The sequence below is a fragment of the Streptomyces sp. NPDC051578 genome, assembly GCF_044454045.1.
GTDB lineage: Bacteria > Actinomycetota > Actinomycetes > Streptomycetales > Streptomycetaceae > Streptomyces.
Genome location: NZ_JBITDH010000002.1, coordinates 649480 through 666210, shown reverse-complemented (window position 1 = coordinate 666210; position 16731 = coordinate 649480). Strand labels below are relative to the sequence as shown.

18 protein-coding genes are annotated in these 16731 nt (G+C 71.2%); 7 read left to right on the top strand and 11 right to left on the bottom strand.

The window, feature by feature from the left end; genetic code table 11:
* Positions 1-766 (top strand): tetratricopeptide repeat protein (locus ACIA6C_RS14090; protein ID WP_399275529.1); only part of this gene is annotated, 766 nt, incomplete at its 5' end.
* Between the two features lie 229 nt (positions 767-995).
* Here ACIA6C_RS14090 and lpdA read toward each other — a convergent pair.
* Complete coding sequence (lpdA, locus tag ACIA6C_RS14085; RefSeq protein ID WP_399276226.1) at positions 996-2408, bottom strand: dihydrolipoyl dehydrogenase; 1413 nt, start codon at positions 2406-2408, stop codon at positions 996-998.
* Between the two features lie 616 nt (positions 2409-3024).
* Between lpdA and ACIA6C_RS14080 the strand changes: the two genes are divergently transcribed.
* Positions 3025-3462, top strand: a complete 438-nt coding sequence (locus tag ACIA6C_RS14080) for a hypothetical protein (protein WP_399275527.1) — start codon at positions 3025-3027, stop codon at positions 3460-3462.
* Positions 3463-3852: 390 nt separating this feature from the next.
* Here ACIA6C_RS14080 and ACIA6C_RS14075 read toward each other — a convergent pair whose 3' ends face one another.
* The 4 genes from ACIA6C_RS14075 to ACIA6C_RS14060 all read right to left on the bottom strand — a co-directional run bounded on the left by ACIA6C_RS14075 (position 3853) and on the right by ACIA6C_RS14060 (position 7613).
* On the bottom strand, positions 3853-4350 hold the full coding sequence (locus tag ACIA6C_RS14075; RefSeq protein WP_399275525.1) for a universal stress protein: 498 nt from the start codon (positions 4348-4350) through the stop codon (positions 3853-3855).
* A gap of 4 nt (positions 4351-4354) precedes the next feature.
* Positions 4355-5614, bottom strand: a complete 1260-nt coding sequence (locus ACIA6C_RS14070; protein WP_399275523.1) for an arsenic transporter — start codon at positions 5612-5614, stop codon at positions 4355-4357.
* Between the two features lie 256 nt (positions 5615-5870).
* Complete coding sequence (locus tag ACIA6C_RS14065) at positions 5871-6737, bottom strand: GyrI-like domain-containing protein (RefSeq protein WP_399275521.1); 867 nt, start codon at positions 6735-6737, stop codon at positions 5871-5873.
* Positions 6738-6800: 63 nt separating this feature from the next.
* Positions 6801-7613, bottom strand: coding sequence for a phytanoyl-CoA dioxygenase family protein (locus ACIA6C_RS14060; RefSeq protein WP_399275519.1), 813 nt, complete (start codon positions 7611-7613; stop codon positions 6801-6803).
* Positions 7614-7960: 347 nt separating this feature from the next.
* Here ACIA6C_RS14060 and ACIA6C_RS14055 point away from each other — a divergent pair, with 347 nt between their 5' ends.
* Positions 7961-8338: an ASCH domain-containing protein gene (locus tag ACIA6C_RS14055; protein ID WP_399275517.1), complete on the top strand. Its 378-nt coding sequence runs from the start codon at positions 7961-7963 to the stop codon at positions 8336-8338.
* An 81-nt stretch (positions 8339-8419) separates the two neighbouring features.
* On the opposite strand, the gene ACIA6C_RS14050 is transcribed toward ACIA6C_RS14055, so the two are convergent.
* A complete protein-coding gene (locus ACIA6C_RS14050) occupies positions 8420-9379 on the bottom strand; it encodes a helix-turn-helix domain-containing protein (protein ID WP_361138788.1) in 960 nt (319 codons plus the stop codon).
* A gap of 149 nt (positions 9380-9528) precedes the next feature.
* Here ACIA6C_RS14050 and ACIA6C_RS14045 point away from each other — a divergent pair, with 149 nt between their 5' ends.
* Positions 9529-10425 carry an NAD-dependent epimerase/dehydratase family protein gene (locus tag ACIA6C_RS14045; protein WP_399275515.1) on the top strand — a complete coding sequence of 299 codons (897 nt, stop codon included), beginning with the start codon at positions 9529-9531 and terminating at the stop codon, positions 10423-10425.
* A gap of 76 nt (positions 10426-10501) precedes the next feature.
* Here the strand turns inward: ACIA6C_RS14045 and ACIA6C_RS14040 are convergent, their stop codons facing one another.
* Complete coding sequence (locus ACIA6C_RS14040; protein WP_399275513.1) at positions 10502-11233, bottom strand: SDR family oxidoreductase; 732 nt, start codon at positions 11231-11233, stop codon at positions 10502-10504.
* A gap of 95 nt (positions 11234-11328) precedes the next feature.
* On the opposite strand from ACIA6C_RS14040, the gene ACIA6C_RS14035 reads away from it, so the two are divergent.
* A complete protein-coding gene (locus tag ACIA6C_RS14035) occupies positions 11329-12180 on the top strand; it encodes a LysR family transcriptional regulator (RefSeq protein WP_399275511.1) in 852 nt (283 codons plus the stop codon).
* A gap of 40 nt (positions 12181-12220) precedes the next feature.
* On the opposite strand, the gene ACIA6C_RS14030 is transcribed toward ACIA6C_RS14035, so the two are convergent.
* On the bottom strand, positions 12221-12595 hold the full coding sequence (locus tag ACIA6C_RS14030; RefSeq protein ID WP_399275509.1) for a cupin domain-containing protein: 375 nt from the start codon (positions 12593-12595) through the stop codon (positions 12221-12223).
* Between the two features lie 67 nt (positions 12596-12662).
* Between ACIA6C_RS14030 and ACIA6C_RS14025 the strand changes: the two genes are divergently transcribed.
* A complete protein-coding gene (locus ACIA6C_RS14025) occupies positions 12663-13103 on the top strand; it encodes a MarR family winged helix-turn-helix transcriptional regulator (protein WP_399275507.1) in 441 nt (146 codons plus the stop codon).
* Between the two features lie 56 nt (positions 13104-13159).
* Here the strand turns inward: ACIA6C_RS14025 and ACIA6C_RS14020 are convergent, their stop codons facing one another.
* On the bottom strand, positions 13160-13711 hold the full coding sequence (locus ACIA6C_RS14020) for a cupin domain-containing protein (protein WP_399275505.1): 552 nt from the start codon (positions 13709-13711) through the stop codon (positions 13160-13162).
* Between the two features lie 388 nt (positions 13712-14099).
* Between ACIA6C_RS14020 and ACIA6C_RS14015 the strand changes: the two genes are divergently transcribed.
* Positions 14100-14675: a hypothetical protein gene (locus ACIA6C_RS14015; protein ID WP_399275503.1), complete on the top strand. Its 576-nt coding sequence runs from the start codon at positions 14100-14102 to the stop codon at positions 14673-14675.
* Positions 14676-14752: 77 nt separating this feature from the next.
* Here the strand turns inward: ACIA6C_RS14015 and ACIA6C_RS14010 are convergent, their stop codons facing one another.
* The gene (locus ACIA6C_RS14010; protein WP_399275501.1) at positions 14753-15460 is read right to left on the bottom strand and encodes an alpha/beta fold hydrolase; all 708 of its coding nucleotides are present in this window, start codon (positions 15458-15460) and stop codon (positions 14753-14755) included.
* 440 nt (positions 15461-15900) lie between these two features.
* Positions 15901-16371, bottom strand: coding sequence for a hypothetical protein (locus ACIA6C_RS14005; protein WP_399275498.1), 471 nt, complete (start codon positions 16369-16371; stop codon positions 15901-15903).
* Positions 16372-16731: the final 360 nt, after the last annotated feature.

Genomic DNA, 16731 nt, shown 5'->3' with positions numbered 1-16731 from the left:
GCAGGCCGCTGCCCGCTTCGCCGAGCTGGGTGACCACGACGGCGAGGGCCGGGCCCTGAACAACCTCGGCACGGCCCTGCAACAGGTGCGACGGTTCAACGAGGCCATCGACGCACACCAGCAGGCCGCCGCCCGCTTCGCCGAGCTGGGTGACCACGACGGCGAGGGCCGGGCCCTGAACAACCTCGGCACGGCCCTGCAACAGGTGCGACGGTTCGATGAAGCCATCGACGCACACCAGCAGGCCGCCGCCCGGTTCACGGAACTCGGCGACCACGAAGGCGAAGGCCGGGCCCTGAACAACCTGGGCATGGCTTTGCAGCAGGTGCGGCGATTCGACGAGGCCATCGACGCACACCAACAGGCCGCCGCCCGGTTCGCCGAGATGAGCGACGACGAGGGCCGGGTCCTGAACAACCTCGGTACCGCCCTCCAGTCCCGGGGACTGTGGCGGGTACGCAAGGGCAAGAGCCAGAGCGAGGCCAAGGGTCAGAGCGACCCCAGGAGCGATGCCGGTAGCGACGCCAAGGTCCGCCCCGAACGTCTGGTACCGCTCATCGTGGACTTCCCCTCGGGATCCTCGGCCGTATCGTCGCCCGCGCCTACCACTGTCTCCTCGTCCCCGGAGCCGCCCGCCAAGACGGAGGTCCTCACGCTCACAGCCGTGGACGAGTCGTCGTCGGCGCAGGCCGACCTCCAGATGGCGGGCAAGCGCTGGGGACGCCGTCGCAAGTCCCAGGACCCGGTGCTCTCCGAGGACCGGTAGGGAGGCGGGGCGCGCGCCGTCAACAGCCGCGGACGCGAAGCCGTACACCGTCTCCGAGCAGCACACCGCGCCCGGCCGCAGTTCCCGTACGGGGAACCGCGGCCGGTTGCGGCAGTCTGGTGTCCTTAATCCATCCGGAAATCCATGCGGATCCGTGCGCGCTGCACGATGCCCGAACAGCCCTCGGCTTCTGCCGGCCGTCCGGGTGAACGGTGCCGCCGCCGACGCCTCACATGTTGATCATGTGTCCGGCCAGGCCGTGCACGGCCTCCTTGACGGCCTCGCTCAGCGTGGGGTGGGCGTGGACGTTGCGGGCGACCTCGTGAACGGTGAGGTCCCACTGCTGGGCCAGGGTCAGCTCGGGCAGCAGCTCGGTGACATCGGGGCCGATGAGGTGGCCGCCGAGCAACTCGCCGTAGCGGGCGTCGCTGATCAGCTTGACGAACCCGGTGGTGTCACCGAGACCGTGCGACTTGCCGTTGGCGGTGAAGGGGAACTTGGCGACCCGCACGTCGTATCCGAGGTCGCGGGCCTGGGCCTCGGTGTAGCCGAAGCTGGCGACCTGGGGCTGGCAGAAGGTGGCGCGCGGAATCATCGCGTAGTCGAGTTCCATGGTCTCCGCGCCGGCGAGGGTCTCGGCAGCGATGATTCCCATGGACTCGGCCGCGTGCGCGAGCATCAGCTTGGCGGTGACGTCGCCGATGGCGTAGATGTGCGGGACGGAGGTGCGGCAGCGGCCGTCCACGTCGATGGCGCCGCGCTCGGTGACCGTCACGCCGGTGTTCTCCAGGCCGTACCCGGTGACGTTCGGGGCGAAGCCGATGGCCTGGAGGACCTTGTCGGCCTCCAGGACCTGCTGGGAGCCGTCCTTGCCGGTGACCGTGACCCGGACCTGCGGGCCTGATTCGTCGATGGCCTCGACACGAGTCGAGGTGAGCACGTCGATGCCCAGCCGCCGGTACTGCTTGGCCAGTTCGGCGGAGACCTCGGCGTCCTCCAGGGGCGCCATCCGGTCCAGGAACTCGACGATGGTGACCTTCACCCCGTAGTTGTGCAGGACGTAGGCGAACTCGATGCCGATCGCGCCGGCTCCCGCGATGACGATGGACTGCGGCAGCTCCTCGGCGAGGATCTGCTCCTCGTACGTCACCACCCGGGCGCTGCGCTTGGTGCCGGGCAGCAGCCGGGGCGTGGCGCCGGTGGCGATGATGCAGTGCTCGAAACCGATGGTGCGGGTCTCCCCGTCGTAACCGGTCACCTGGAGCGTGTGCGGGTCGAGGAAGGTTCCGCGGCCGTCGTACTCGGTGATCTTGTTCTTCTTCATCAGGAAGTGGACTCCCTTGACGCGGCCGTCGGCGACCTTGCGGCTGCGACGGTAGGCCTCTCCGTAGTCGAAGGAGACCTGTCCGTCGACCTTGATCCCGAACGTCTTCGCCTCACGGGTGAAGATGTGGGCGAGTTCGGCGTTGCGCAGGAGGGCCTTGGTCGGGATGCAGCCCACGTTCAGGCAGACGCCGCCCCAGTACTTCTCCTCCACGACGGCGACGCGCTTTCCCAGCTGGGCGGCGCGCACTGCGGCGACATAGCCGCCCGGGCCGGCGCCGAGTACGACGACATCGAAGCGCTCGTCCTGCTCCATCATGGGGCGTTCCTCTTCCTTGGTTGCGTTATCCATTCCGTGGTGGATTGTTCCGCTCAGCCGCGTCCGCCGCCACAGAGATCATCGCGGTGTGTCCCAGATCGCCCCGGAAGGGGCCCGGGGGCGTCGGCTTGCGCGGCCCCTCAGCCGCCCCGGACCGGAGCGGTGGCCGTGGTCGGTTGGTCTCGGCAAGGGGTGTGGCCTGGCCCTGGTCGACGGTACTCGCCCGCCGGAGCCTGGGCGCTGACGGACGGCCGGCCCCTGCGACCGGCCAGGCGCAGCCCTGGGCGCCACCGCAGTGCCGGCCGGATCCCCCGGCGCCGCCGGCCGATCCCGAACGCCTGGACGGCTGTGGGCGTCCCCTGCCCGCAGCCCACAAACGCCCGCTGGCTCACCCACGCTGACCGGCGATGATTGGTGCGTGTGGGCCGGGAGGTGGCGGCCGGCGGGGTCTCGGGGGTGGGGCGATGATCGAGGTCGGGCAGTGGGGCGCGTTCAGCGTGGACTGCGTCGGTATGGAGCGCCGGCCGTTTCCACTGAGTTTCAGCATCGGCGAGATCGAGGGTCTCTGGAAGGTGAGCGCGGGTGCGGCTCAGGCGCGCGAGCTGCCGATCTGTTCGTGGACGTGGCGAACGACGCGGTCGCGGTGGTGTCGCTGTACACCAACTCCCACCTGGATGAGGACTGGAATCCGCTACGGCCCTCGCTGATCGCGGCCGAGCTCGGCGTGCCGTGTACGGTCCACCCTCTCGGCTCCTGGGCGTCCGGCACGAACGGCCTCGCGGAGGAGTTCCTGGTGATGGACCGCGAGTTCCTGCCCCGTCTCCTGGACGACACCTGCTCGCCGTACGAGCTGACTCTGATCGACGTACCCGCCGACGTGACTGCGGAGCAACTCGACGAGCTCGCCCTCGTGCTCGGCACGACCGGCGTCGATGAGCCGCTCCTGAGCCACCTGGGTGGCTCACGGGTCTGGTTCTCGGGCCACGACGACTGCTACGTGCTGCTGGAAACGCGCGACCCCGGCTGCCGGGCGCGGTCCTGGCGCGGCTGCTGACCCTGCTGGCCGGCGCGGCCCTCTCCGGACTCGCCGGACTCGCCGGACTCGCCGAGGAGCCTCTCGCGCGCGTCCCCGACCCGGGCCATGGCTGCCCGAGCAGCTCATCGCCGCCGCACCCCACTGGATCGGGGGGCTCGGCAGCGTCACCGAGGATCTGGTCACCATCGGGCTGGCTGCCCTGCCGGACCCCTGGCATCCGGGCATTTCGTTCCCGTCCCAGGCCGACCTCATCGCGACGCTCGATGTACACCGCGGCGCCTGGCGGATCACACCCGCCGAGTAGCGCAAGCAGCCACCCCGGTGAGGTGTCGGGCGGTCGCCGCGGCCTTGACCGGGCGTCAGCACCGGCCGGGTGCCGGCTCTCCGACCGGGTGCCGGCGGCGTCCGCTAGCGGTGGGGCGGGTGGGGTGGCGGGGGCGGGATGGTGGCGATGCCGGGTGCGGTCTCGGGCCATACCAGCAGGACGGGGCAGGGGGCGTGGTCGACGATGAAGCGGCTGGCGGGGCCGAGGCTGCGGGGGCCGAGGTGGGTGCGGTCGCCGTCGCGGGCGAGGATGAGCAGCTCGGCGCCTTCGGCGGCTGCGACGACTTCCCGCTCGATGCGGCCGGTGCGCTCGATCCGGGTGCACTCGCGGCCCAGGCGCTGCGCGGCGTCGGTCAGGAGCCGGCCGGCGGAGGCGGCCGCCAGCTGTTCGACACGGGTGCCGGGGTCGCGTTCGGGGTGGCCGCGGCCGAGCAGCCCGGCGAACGCACCGTGTGCCGCGCCCGGGACGTCGGCCGGGGTGACGTGGAGCAGGACGACGTCCCCGCCCTCGGGCACGTGGGCGCGGGCGGCGTCCACGCAGGCGGGCCAGGTGCCCTCGACGATCCAGACCACCACTGCCATCCGGTCAGCCTCCTCCGATCGCGGTCAGCGATACCCACAGTGCCAGTACCGCGGCGCCCAGGGCCGCCGGTACGGCATACAGGCCGAGCCGGGTGAACTCCTTCAGCTCCACCTCGGCGTCGTGGGCGTGCACGATACGCCGCCACAGCAGGGTGGCCAGTGAACCGGCGTAGGTGAGGTTCGGCCCGATGTTCACCCCGAGCAGTACCGCGAGGACGGCGCCGGGTCCGGACGGGGCGGTCAGCGGCAGGAGCACCAGCACCGCGGGCAGGTTGTTGATCACATTGGCCAGGACGGCGGCCAGCGCCGCGATGCCCAGCAGCGCGGCCAGGCCGGTGCCGCCGGGGATCAGGTGGCCCAGGGCCGTGTCGAGACCGTTGTCGACGACGGCGCGGACCACGATGCCCAGGGCCAGGACGAAGGAGAGGAAGGGCACCGCACTCGCGCGCAGGATGGCGGTGGGAGTGGTGCGGCGCCGGGCCAGGGCGCGGACGGCGAGGACGCCCGCGCCCGCGAACGCCGCCCAGGCGGGATCGACGCCGAGCGCGGAGGTGAGGACGAACCCGGCCAGCGTGCACGCCACGGTGGCCAGGGCGAACACCGGCACCTCGTGCGGCTCGGAGGTGGCCGGGGCGGAGGCGCCGGCGTCCAGGTCGGTGGCGAAGAACCGGCGGAAGACGACGTACTCGACCGCGATGGCCACCAGCCAGGGCAGCAGCATCAGGGCGGCGAAGCGGGTGAAGCTCAGCCCGCTCGCGGCGAACGCCAGCAGGTTGGTCAGGTTGGAGACCGGTAGCAGCAGGGAGGCGGTGTTCGACAGGTGGGTGCAGGCGTACACGTGGGGCCTGGACCGGGCCCCGAGCCGGGCGGCGGTCGCGAACACCACCGGGGTCAGCAGCACGATGGTGGCGTCCAGGCTGAGCACCGCGGTGATCGCCGAGGCGAGGGCGAACACCTGCACCAGCAGGCGGCGTGGCCGTCCCGCCGCGGTGCGCGCCATCCACGCGCCGCAGGCCTGGAACAGTCCCTCGTCGTCGCACAGCTGGGCCAGGACCAGTACGGCTGCGAGGAACCCGATCACCGGACCCAGCCGGGCGGCCTCGTCCACCGCATGGGTCGGCGAGATCGCCCCGGTGGCGATGACGAGGCCGGCAGCCGGGACGGCGACGACCGCCTCCGGCCAGCCGAACGGGCGGATGACCGCGCATGCCAGCACGACGACGAGGAGAACGGCGGAGAGGGACTCCGCCAGTGCAGTGTTCACGACGCTATCTTCTCCGGACGGCCCGTTCGGCGACGGGGCGGTCGGCCGGAGAATCGCCGCGGCCCCCTCGGCTTCGGCCGGTGCCCGGGACGGGGAGGCGGTGTCGGGACGCTCCGCCGCCGGCTGCCCCGGGCCAACGAGCCGCCTGCTGCGGCCGGGCGCGCTGCGATCGGTTGTGCCGGGTTCCCACCGGTTCGGTTGGCGCGAGAAGCAGACGCATCGGACGCACACGCCCTGGCGGGGTCTGCCACTGCGCTCAGCAGCGCTCGGGCTCCACGGGCAGCCACAGTTCGGCGTCGGCCTCGGTCTTGTCCGGCGACAGGCGGATGCGCAGGATCTCGGGGCCGGTGCGGGTGCGGTACGGGTTCGACGGGAACCACTCGGTGAACACGTCCCGCCACAGCTCCTGGATGGCCTGCGGCGCCGGCCCGGAGGTGGTGAAGACCGCCCAGGTGCCGGTCGGGACCGGCACAACGCTCGCGCCCTCAGGAGCGGCCGCGGAGGTGATCACGCCGTGGTGGTAGTCGAGGAAGGTGCCCTCGGCGCGGCTGGGGTCCATGCCGTCGCAGACCGCGACTACGCCGTGGGGCTCCTGGTCCGACAGCTTCTCCAGGTGCTCCAAGGTCTGCGGATCGATCCCACGGACGAAGTCCATGATCGCCCGGTTCGGCCCCGCATGCACCAGCGGTACCCGGGCCTTGAGCCCGACGACGGTGAAGTCGGCTTTGTCCACGACGCGGTACCGCATGGTGCTGCTCCCCTCGATGGTGAGGCGGAAGGCCATCCGGGACTGTGAGGCGAGTGCGGCGCCGGTGCGCCGGGCCTCCCCCGGTCCGATGCCGTGCATGGCGCGGAACGCCCGCGCGAACGCCTCGCCGGAGCCGTAGCCATAACGCACCGCTATCTCCAGCAACGTCTCATGCCCCGCGAGTACGTCGGCGCCCGCGAGGGTGAGCCGGCGACGCCGGACGTACTCCGACAGCGGCATTCCCGCGAGCGCGGAGAACATCCGGCGCAGGTGGTGCTCGGAGGTGGCCGCGATGCGTGCCATTTCCTGCACGTCGAGGTCCTGGTCGAGATGGGACTCGATGTGCTCCATGGCCTGGTTCAGCCGCTCCAGCATGCCCGGCCCCCTTCCTCTTTCCCATTTCCCCACCACCTTGCCGGCGAGGCTCGCTGCGTACTGCTACCGGACACTGTGGTCGGTGCCGCGTGCGTCCGGACAGGGGGTGTCCTGTCCCAGGCCCCGGCGGATCGCGATCTCGACGGGCGAGTACGCGCCGTCGGGCCGCTCCAGTTCGTACGGCGCTGCCTGCATCAGCGGCGGCTGCGCCATGAAGCGCGGCCGCACGCCATGGTGCGGTTGAGCCGCGTGCACCAGGAACGGATGGCACAGGAAGACGTCGCCCGGGGACCCCGTGGCAAGGGCGACCGGCCGGCGCTCGGACGCCGCCACCAGATCGGGGGCGAGGATCAGCCCGCTCGCCCCGTCTTCCCCGTACTTCTCCAACACGCGTGGCACGTCGAGGTGCGAGCCGACCCGGATCCGGGTCGGGGCGTCCTCCTCACCGACCTCGCTGAACAGGAACAGCATCAGCAGCGCCCGGCCTCGGGAGCGCAGATTCGTGAAGTACCAGCTCTCGCCCTCCGGCAGGTAGCTCCCCTCGATGTGCCAGCCCGCGTCGTCCGGTTCCTCCTCGTGCGGGAAGCGCAGCGGGAACGTGCCCAGCGAGTAGCGCGGCTCCCAGCGTCCAGCGCCGACGAGCAGGTCGTACGCGCGCTGCAGCGACGGGGAGTTGGGCGCGGCGGCGAACGGCCCCTGCGCCATGCCGCCCACCCAGTGCACGGGCTTCGTCCACGTCGTCGGGTCGTCCGGGGTGCAGCCCGTCTCTCGCCACAGCAGCCGCGCGCAGTCCGAAGCCACGCGCGGCGCGACAGCGCCCTCCATTTTCACGAAGCCGTCGCGGAGGAAACGGGATACCAAGGTCGTGTCGTCCATGCCCTCATGGTGCGGCGACGCCGGTCCCGGTCACCCGACATTGTCCGCACCGCCTTTGTCGGGTGATCACCGCAAGTGCGGTCAGGCGGTGAGGGCGGGGCTGTCGGCGACCATGCGGGCGAAGTCGGGGCCGGAGAAGCCGGGGACCGGGTCCGCTTCGGCGGCGGCCTCCAGAAAGGCGCGGGCTGCGGTCGACGTCCGGGCGCGCGGGTCCTACGCCCCCGCGGTCCAGGGCTACCCAACAGGCATGGTCCGTCCGTGCCTTCGTCTGGAGGGGCATGCTCAGGCTCTGTGCGTCTTCGTTCGAAGCCCGTCGTAAAGTTCCATACATGCATAACAACGCTTACATGTCGCCAGAAGGAGACGGGCGACCCGAACCGGTGCCGGGCGGGCAGGCATCGGCGCAGCAGTGCCTGTACTTTCACCGGGACTATCTCGACGCCGTCCGCACGGGCCGCAAGACGACGACCGTGCGCTTCCGGGACCCGGTGACCGTGGGGCCGGTCGGCATGGTGTTCGAGCTGGACGAGGACCTGGTCCTGCCGGGAACCGTCACGCGGCTCGCCACCAAGACGGTCGGAGAGCTGAGCGAGGAGGACGCCGTCGCCGACGGCTTCGCCGATCTCCCCGAGCTGCTCGGCAGACTGCGGTATCACTATCCCGACATCGCGTCCGAGGATGAGATCACCGTCGTCCATTTCCGCACGGTGGAGGGCGATCGCTGAGGTCTGACAGGTCTTCCCCGTTCGGTTGGAAGACCTGCGGGCGAGGGGAAGGCGGAGCCGGGTCCGGACCGAGTCGCGTGGTCACTGACCGCTCTTCACGCTCCGGCGGTGGAAGGCGCCCCGGTAGGCGGCTGGGGTCATGCCGATCTGGCGGTTCAGGTGCTGGCGGAGCGATTCGCCGGAGCCGAGACCGCTGCGATCGGCCACCTGGTCGACGGTGAGATCGGTGGTCTCCAGCAGTTCGCGAGCGCGCAGCAGCCGCTGCTGGAGCAGCCATTGGAACGGGGTCACACCGGTCTCGGCCGTGAAGCGGCGGGTCAGGGTCCGCACACTGACCTTGGCTTGACCGGCCAGGTCGCGCAGGGAGATCGGCCGGTCCAGGTGCCGCAGTGCCCAGATGCGGGCCGCATCCAATGGGGAGTCGGTCTCGGCGGGGAGCGGGGTCCGTACGAACTGAGCCTGCCCGCCGTGGCGCACGGGGGTGACGACCGCGGCACGGGCCGCCGCGTTGGCCACGGCCGCACCGTAGTCGGAACTGATCAGGTGCAGGCACAGATCGATGCCGGCGGCCGAGCCCGCACCGGTGATGACCGGTCCGTCCTCGGCGAACAACCGGTCGGCGTCCACGTGCACCGAGGGGAAGGCGCGCTGCATTTCCTCGGCCAGGGCCCAGTGGGTGGTGGCGACGCGGCCGTCGAGGAGGCCGGCTTGGGCGAGGACGAAGGCGCCGCTGCAGATCGAGGCCACGCGCTTGCCCGCGGCGGCGGCCGCGCGCAAGGCGTCCAGTGCGGCCGGCTCGGCGTCGTGCCGACTGGCGGTCGAGGGGACGATCACCGTGTCCGCCGCCGCGACTGCCTGGAGGCCGTGCCGGACCACCACATCGATGCCGCCGGAGGCGGCGATCACGCCGGGCGTGGCGGTGCACACCGTCACCTCGTAGCCGGGGCGTCCTGCGAGTTCGGCGGCGCCGAGCAGCGCGGACGGCATGGACAGGTCGAAGGGTTTGACCGCGGGAACGGCCAGGACGGCGACACGGTGCATGGCTTGATCCTTGGAGGTCATGGCTTTCAGGCCACTAACCTACCCTCCGTCCGCACAGCAGAGTTGGGCGTGCGGACGGGCCCTCCGTGAACCGCGTTTCCCCTTTCAGGGAAGCGTTTCCAATGGTGAAGGTGAACGGAGACAAGACCATGGGTGGAGCAGTCGTCATCGGGGCAGGTGCGACCGGGGTCGCGACCGCCAGGCAACTGGCTGAAAGCGGCAGGCGGGTCCGCCTCATCACCCGCAGCGGCAGTGGTCCTGACCACCCCGCCATCGAACGGGTCGCCCTGGACGCGGGCCGCACCGACGAGCTGGCCGAGGCTCTGGCCGGAGCGTCCACGGTCTTCAACGCGGCCATGACCGCCTACCAGACCTGGCCGCAGACCATGCCACCGTTGTTCGACTCGATTCTCGCCGCGACCGAGCGGGCCGGCGCCGACTACGTGATGCTCGGCAATCACTACGGCTACCAGCGGACCGCCGGGCCGGTCACCGAGCGCACCCCGATGGCCCCGCACACGCGAAAGGGCCGGGTGAGGGCCGAACTGTGGCAGCGGGCCAAGGACGCGCACGACGAAGGGCGGCTGCGGGCCACCGAAGTACGAGCCGGCCAGTACCTGGGCCCAGGCGCGGTCTCCGCGTTCACACTGCTGGTCGCTCCCCGGGTCCGCGAGGGTGAACTGGCTCTCGTCCACGGCAACCCCGATGCGGCGCACTCGTTTTCCTACACCGAGGACGTCGCAGCGGCGCTGGTGGCGGTCGGCCACGACGAGCGGGCCTGGGGGCGGGCCTGGCACGCCCCGGTCATCACCACGACGGTGCGTCATGCGGCATCCGTCCTCGCCGAACTGCACGGAGCGCCCGAGCCGCGGTTGGAGCCGCTCACCGAACGGGACTTGGCACTGCTGTCGTTCACCGATCCGCTGTGGCGAGAGTTCGCCGAGGTGGGCTACATGTCCGAGCGTCCGTTCGTCGTGGACGACAGCGACGCCCGCGACACCTTCGGTCTCCGGCCTTCAACGCTCCGCGCAGCGCTGGCGGCCTGACGCGGCGGGGGGCGGGCCGGGCTCCCGGGCCGCCCCCCGCCTGGTCATGCCTGGCGGGTGAGGGGCCCCGGGCACATCACCAGGGCACTGCGCCGGCGTCGTCGAAGAACTGTCCGGTGGGGCCGTGGTCGGGCAAAGTCGCGAGCCTGATGGCGATCGCCGCGCCCTGTTCGGGGGTGCGTACGCCGCGGAAGCCGTTGAGGTCGGTGCCGACGTAGCCGGGGCAGCCGACGTTGATCAGGATGTTCGTGCCCCTCAGCTCCCGGACGTATTGGAGGGTGACGGCGTTCAGGAACGTCTTCGACGGCGCGTACGCCGCGGACACCGGACCTGCCGTCTGCTCGTCGGCGGGTCCTGACTGCCGCGTGAGGGAGCCGACGCTGCTGGACATGTTCACGATCCGTGGTGCGGCGGAGCGGCGCAGCAGCGGCAGCATCGCGTTGGTGACGCGGATGACGCCGATCACGTTGGTGTCCACGACCGTGCGGATGGTGGCGGGGTCGATCCGGGTGGGCTCCTGTGGCATGTCGCCCGTGATGGCGGCGTTGTTGACGAGCACGTCGAGGCGTCCGGCCTGCTCGTCGATGAGCCGTGCGGCGGCGCTCGCGCTCACGTCGTCGGTCACGTCCAGCGGTACGGCGAACGCGTCGACGCCGGCGGCGCGCAGTTTCTCCACCGCGGCGGTTCGGCGCCGGTCGTCGCGGGCGCCGACGCCGACGCTCCAGCCGAGGGCGCCCAGGCCTGCGGCGATCTCGAAGCCGATTCCCTTGTTCGCGCCGGTGACCAGCGCGATCGTTCGTTCAGTCATGGGGACGATGCTGCCTTCGAGCCTCGGCGGCAGTCCAAGACCGATCGAGTACGCGACGATACCGTCAGGGTATTGATCCGGGATAGCGTGGCCGGATGGAGACCCGTGAACTGCGGTATTTCGTCGCTGTCGCCGAAGAACTGCACTTCGGACGTGCCGCGCAGCGGCTCGGGATCGCGCAGCCACCGTTGTCACGGGCGATCCAGCGGCTCGAACGCCGGCTGGGGGCGGCGCTGTTGGACCGGACCAGTCGCACCGTCACGCTGACGGAGGCCGGCGCGGTGCTGTTGGTCGAGGGCCGGGCGGCTCTCGACGCGGTCGAGGCCGCCGAGCGTCGGACCCGCCGCGCCGCCCGTCCCGTGACCGGCCGCCCCGGCCTGGTCCTGGTCACGAAGGCCAGCGCGTCCAGGGAACTGCTGGCGAGACTGCTCGACGCGTACGCCGCCGAACCCGGAGCAGTCCCCGTCGACGTCATCCTGTGCGGTCCGGCCGAGCAGGAAGGATTCCTGCGCGACGGCCGGGCCGACGTGGCGCTGCTGCACCGGCCGTTCGACTCGACGGCCGGATTCCACACCGAGGAGCTCAGCTCGGAGAGTCAGGTCGCGATCCTGCCGGCCGGGCATCCGCTCACCGCCCGGGCCCATGTGCACATGGCCGACATCACCGGGCTGCCGGGCCTGCCCCTCCCCCGCTGGCCCGACCCCGACGGCACGTACCCGCCCGGCCCCGGCCCGCAGGTCCGCGACCATGCGCAGTTGTTGCAGCTCGTCGCGCTCGGCCGTACCTGCGCGGTCTCCCCGGAGTCGTGCCGGGCCCAACTGCCCGGTGACCTCGCCGCCGTGCCCGTGCTGGACGCGCCGACCGTCACCACCGTGATCGCCTGGCCACCGCACAGCCGCTCCAGAGCCGTCGCGGACCTCATCCGGACTGCGACACGTCTCCGGTAGCTCCCAGCGACAGTGCCAGGCTCCACCCGTCGTGGCCCGGCTAGTGGGTCCAGGGCGGCGTGACGGTGGTGCCGTCGGACAACTCGGCGGTGAGCCCGGCGCGGGTGGTGACCCACATGTGCGCCGGCTGCCCGGTGGTGTTGGCGACCCCCAGCTCGGAGCCCGCCGGGGCCACCGCCGCGTCCCCGACGGCGAGTTCGGCCGACTCGCCGTCGATGGTGAGCAGGAGACGGCCCGATAGGACGTAGAACGTCTCCTCGTGACTGATCACATGGGCGGGGCCCACCATCCCGGCCGGGATCTCCGCCCGCCAGGCGGCGAGGTCACGGCTTCCGGTGGCGGGGCGGAGGTAGGAGACGAAGCGACCGCCGTGGATCTCGTACTCGACGGCCTCGTTCTTGCGAATGAAGGGCATACCGACTCCTTATAGACAAGCTGCTTGTCTGTAAAGACAAGCAGCTTGACGAGTTATAGTCAAGCCCATGGATGACGCCCTGGCCTTCTCCGCTCTCGTTCTCGCACTCTCCGGACAGTTGGTGCAGACGATCCATGCCCGCGTGGCCGAGCAGGGGTTCGAAGACCTCCGGCCCGCACACGGCTACGCCTTCGCCCGTATCTCCGTGGGTGACGCCACGACGACCGACCTCGCAGAACACATGGGGGTGACCAAGCAGGCTGCCGCCCAGTTGGTCGAGGAACTGGTCCGCAAGGGGTACGTGGTGCGGTTGCCGCACCCGCGCGACGCCCGCGCCCGCCTACTGGGGTTGACCGAGGCCGGCTGGGCCGCCACCCGCGCCGCGGACCGGGCCGCCAGGGCCGCCGTCGCCCCCTGGAGGGAGACACTCGGCGAAGCGCGCTTCGGCGAACTCGTCGCTGACCTGACCCGGCTCACGCCGCCGGGGCCGATCCGCCCCGCCTGGTGAGTGCGGAACCCTCTGGTCGCCGGCCCCCTTCACTGCCGGCAGGCCCGGCGGGCTCCTCAGGGGCGCCGCTCCTCGTAGTGGATGTGGTGCCGGGCGGCGATGGGGTTGATCTTCTCCGGATCCAGTTCCCCATCGGTGAGGACGGCCGGGCCGGCCTCGACCAGGTCCTCGACGTAGCACTCCCAACCGCCCGGGGACGAGATCTGCAGGACGCGCGGCGGCGGGTCGCAGGCGCGGCGCAGGGCGTGCGGGACGCCACGGGGCAGCAGGGCGAACGTCCCTTGCGGCGCGAAGTGGGTCCGGTCGTCGAACTCGATGGCGAGCACTCCCTCAAGGACGTAGACGCACTCGTCGGCGCGGTGGTGGACGTGGGGCGGAATGTCCTTCACCAGCGTCACCTCGAGGATCGACAGCCGCCCCTCGGTGTCGGCCGTGGCGGCCTTCACTGCGAAGGCGGGTGGCAGCGGTACCCGGCCCGGCCGGACGGCACCGGGTTCCAGCAGGATGAAACGGTCCTCGCCCTCGGTCGCTCCGGCCTTGCGCGGGAACGCGGTGTTCACCTCCGGCTCCGGTGTCCGGGAGTTCGGGGTGCCGAAGGTGTCGGTCATGGTTGCGCTCCCTCGTGTCGGCCTGTTCGGCGGCTTCGTCTCCCTGACGGAGCGGTGTGCCGAGATGTGACCGGGCTGGTCGGGGTTCCAGGGACGGAGGCGATCGCCCGCGGTGCCGCCTCGTCCACCACCCCTGCCTCACCTGGGGAGACGAAGTCCAAGGGCGGCCGGGCGCGCGGCGCGGAGTTCCGCGACCGGCCGCGTTCGCCAGGCTTTTCGGCGTCTTCGCGGTAGCGGCTGGTCCGTCACCGGACTCGCCGATGTCCTGCCCGCGGACCGGTCGCTCCAGCGGGAAATCGCTTCGGACGCCGTTCCGTGATCTCGGTGTCGGTTCTACGCAGATGGCGTGGCGGCCAGGGGTGAGCGTTCAGGTGCAGACCCTCGCAGCGTGATGCGGTGGTCGCTTGGCCTGCATGTCGCTGTTGCGTTGCTGCTGTCCGCCTTCTCGGTCGGCATTGTCACGGCGGTGCTCTGGCTGCTGCTCGGCAGGCCTCGGCAGCAGGTGGCCGAACCGCTGCGGCTCGGGGATGTTTACGACGGCATCAAGATCGCACTGGCCATCGTCGCCGGAGCCGGCGGTGTGGTGGCTCTGGTCGTCGGCTACCGGCGCCAGCACCTCAACGAGGTGAGCGAGGAGCGCGAACACGGCAGGGCTTTCACCGACCGTTTCGGGGCCGCGGCCGATCAGCTCGGGGCGGATCAACCAGCGGCTCGGATGGCGGGTGCGTACGCGATGGCCCGGCTCGCGGACGAGTGGCGACACGAGCGCCAGACCTGCATCGACGTGCTGTGCGGCTACCTGAGGATGCCCCATGCGCCGGATCCTCCGGCCGACGAGCCGGCCCTCGCCGCCAACGCGAACGTGAGATACGCAAGACCGTACTCCGGCTCATCGCCGCCCATCTGCGGGACGGCTCACCCGAATCCTGGCAGGGGTACGATCTCGACTTCACCGGCGCCGTGATCGACGAGGCGGACTTCCGCGGCGCCCGCTTCACCGGCGGCCACATCATCTTCATCAAGGCGCTAGGGGACATGGCGTCAGTTCTTGCCCGGGCCGGCCAGGATGTCGGCCAGTTCGACAGGGCGGCTGAGTGCCACGCAGTGACTCGCGGTGATCTCCTCGGGAACCACTCCGAGACGCTCCAGCGCGAGCCGGCGCAGGAAGTCGGGAGGAAGGAAGCGGTCCTCGGTGCACAGCACGAACCTGGTCGGTACGTCCGGCCAGGCGTCGAGCGGCCACGGCCGAGCCGACGCGGCGGGCGACGGGTGGGCCCGTTCCTTGCTCATCGCTTCCTCGGTGACTTCGCGGGGCACGTCGTGGTAGAACGCGACGAAGGGGTCCTTGCTTCCGGTAAGGCCGCCGTCCCTGGCCGCCTGGCGCCGCACGGCCTCCGAGTAGCCGGTGTTGCTCCACCACTCGGCCGGTGATTCGCCCGGCGCGGGGATCATTCCGGCAACCAGGATCAGCGAGGCGACCGGGCGGCGCACGGCGACCAACGGTGCGGTGAATGCGCCGAACGACTGCCCCACGACCACGAGGTCCTGGCGGTCGGCGACCGCCTCGACCACGGCGTCGGCGTAGTCGTCGAGCGTCAACGAGTCGTCGCCGCCCGGAAGGTCCGGAGCGACCACGTCCTGCCCGCGCGCCTTAAGCTCCGCTGCGACCAGGTGCCAGTACCAGCCGACGTCGCCGGCGCCGTGGATGAGCACGAACGTCTTCCGCGGGTTCAGGCGGTGTCGCGGCATACCGATCCTCTGAGCAGCCCGATGACCTTCGACTCGTACGGAGCATGAACCGGCCCCCGTTCGGAGGAGCGGGCACCCTCGGTGGCTGTGAGGCCCGGCTCACCTCCTGCAATGATCCACGAGACACGGCCCGGCCGATCTCGTTGCGCAGGAGAGGGCGCACTTCACCACCCGGCTGGACCCGTTGGCGCCGCGAGCGCGGTGTGCGCTTCGCGCCGACGGGATCCGTTGAAGATCAGCGTGCCGCCGGATGAGGTGAGGCGCAGGGACGTCGGCGGGAACCCTTCTCGAAGGGGCTCGCGGCGCGGTGAGAGGCCACCGGTCCGGGCGGTGAGGACGCTGCCCGCCCTGCCGCCGCTCGGGTACGAGGTGTGAAGGTGGCCGGTACCACGTCGGGGTGGTGGCGGGAACGGCTGGGACGCCTCAGGGCTGGGGGCCGCTCACTCGATCCCCAGCGGTCCGATGCCCAGGTCCTCACGCATGACGCGACGCATCTGCGCCATGGCCTTGCGCCGCCGCTCTATCAGAGGCGCGTCGTCGGCCGAGCCGACGGCCACGCCACGGGCGTAGGCATCGCGGATCGCGCGCATGCAGTGGAACGCCTCGTTCCCCGTCTCCACCACCTGCGGCGGTCCCACGAGCCAGAGGCGTTCGCTCGCGGTGTAGATCCCGGTGCCGCGCACAGCCTCCCGTACCGCCGCGTCGCGCGCCGACTCGGACATGTGGTCGCCCAGGGCGACGGCGCGTATCTCCTCGCCTGCGGCCTTGAGGGCGGAAACGTACTCCGTGTACACCTCGCGGCGTACTTCCAGCGCGTGCCGGGCTTCCTCCCGCCGCCAGCGGTTGCGATCGGCGATCAGAGTGGCTGCGATACCGATGACGGCGCCTGTGAGGGTTGAGAGCAAGGGCATCCAATCCATGTGCCGCAGCTTGTCCGAACTGCTGCGTCGGCACCAGGGATTTCGCCGCGGACGCGGCAGCGAACCTCTGCCGTGTTCTACGCCGGTGCGTCGCTTCTTTCGGCTGTGGCTCATGCGGCCCGGGATCGAGACCGCGGTCGACGGCCGTCGGGCAGGGCACGCCGGGCCGCCCCTGTGCCGCTCCCGTGCCGCTCCCGTGCCGCTCCCGTGCCGCTCCCGTGCCGCCGGCGGCAGTCTTGCCTCAGCAGCTCGCCGCCGCGTCGGCGGCGCCCTCCCCCGTCCGCCCCGCCGGGGCGCCTGGGCCGGGTAACCCGAGACGAGTCCGGGACGGGGGGGAATGACCACGCCGCG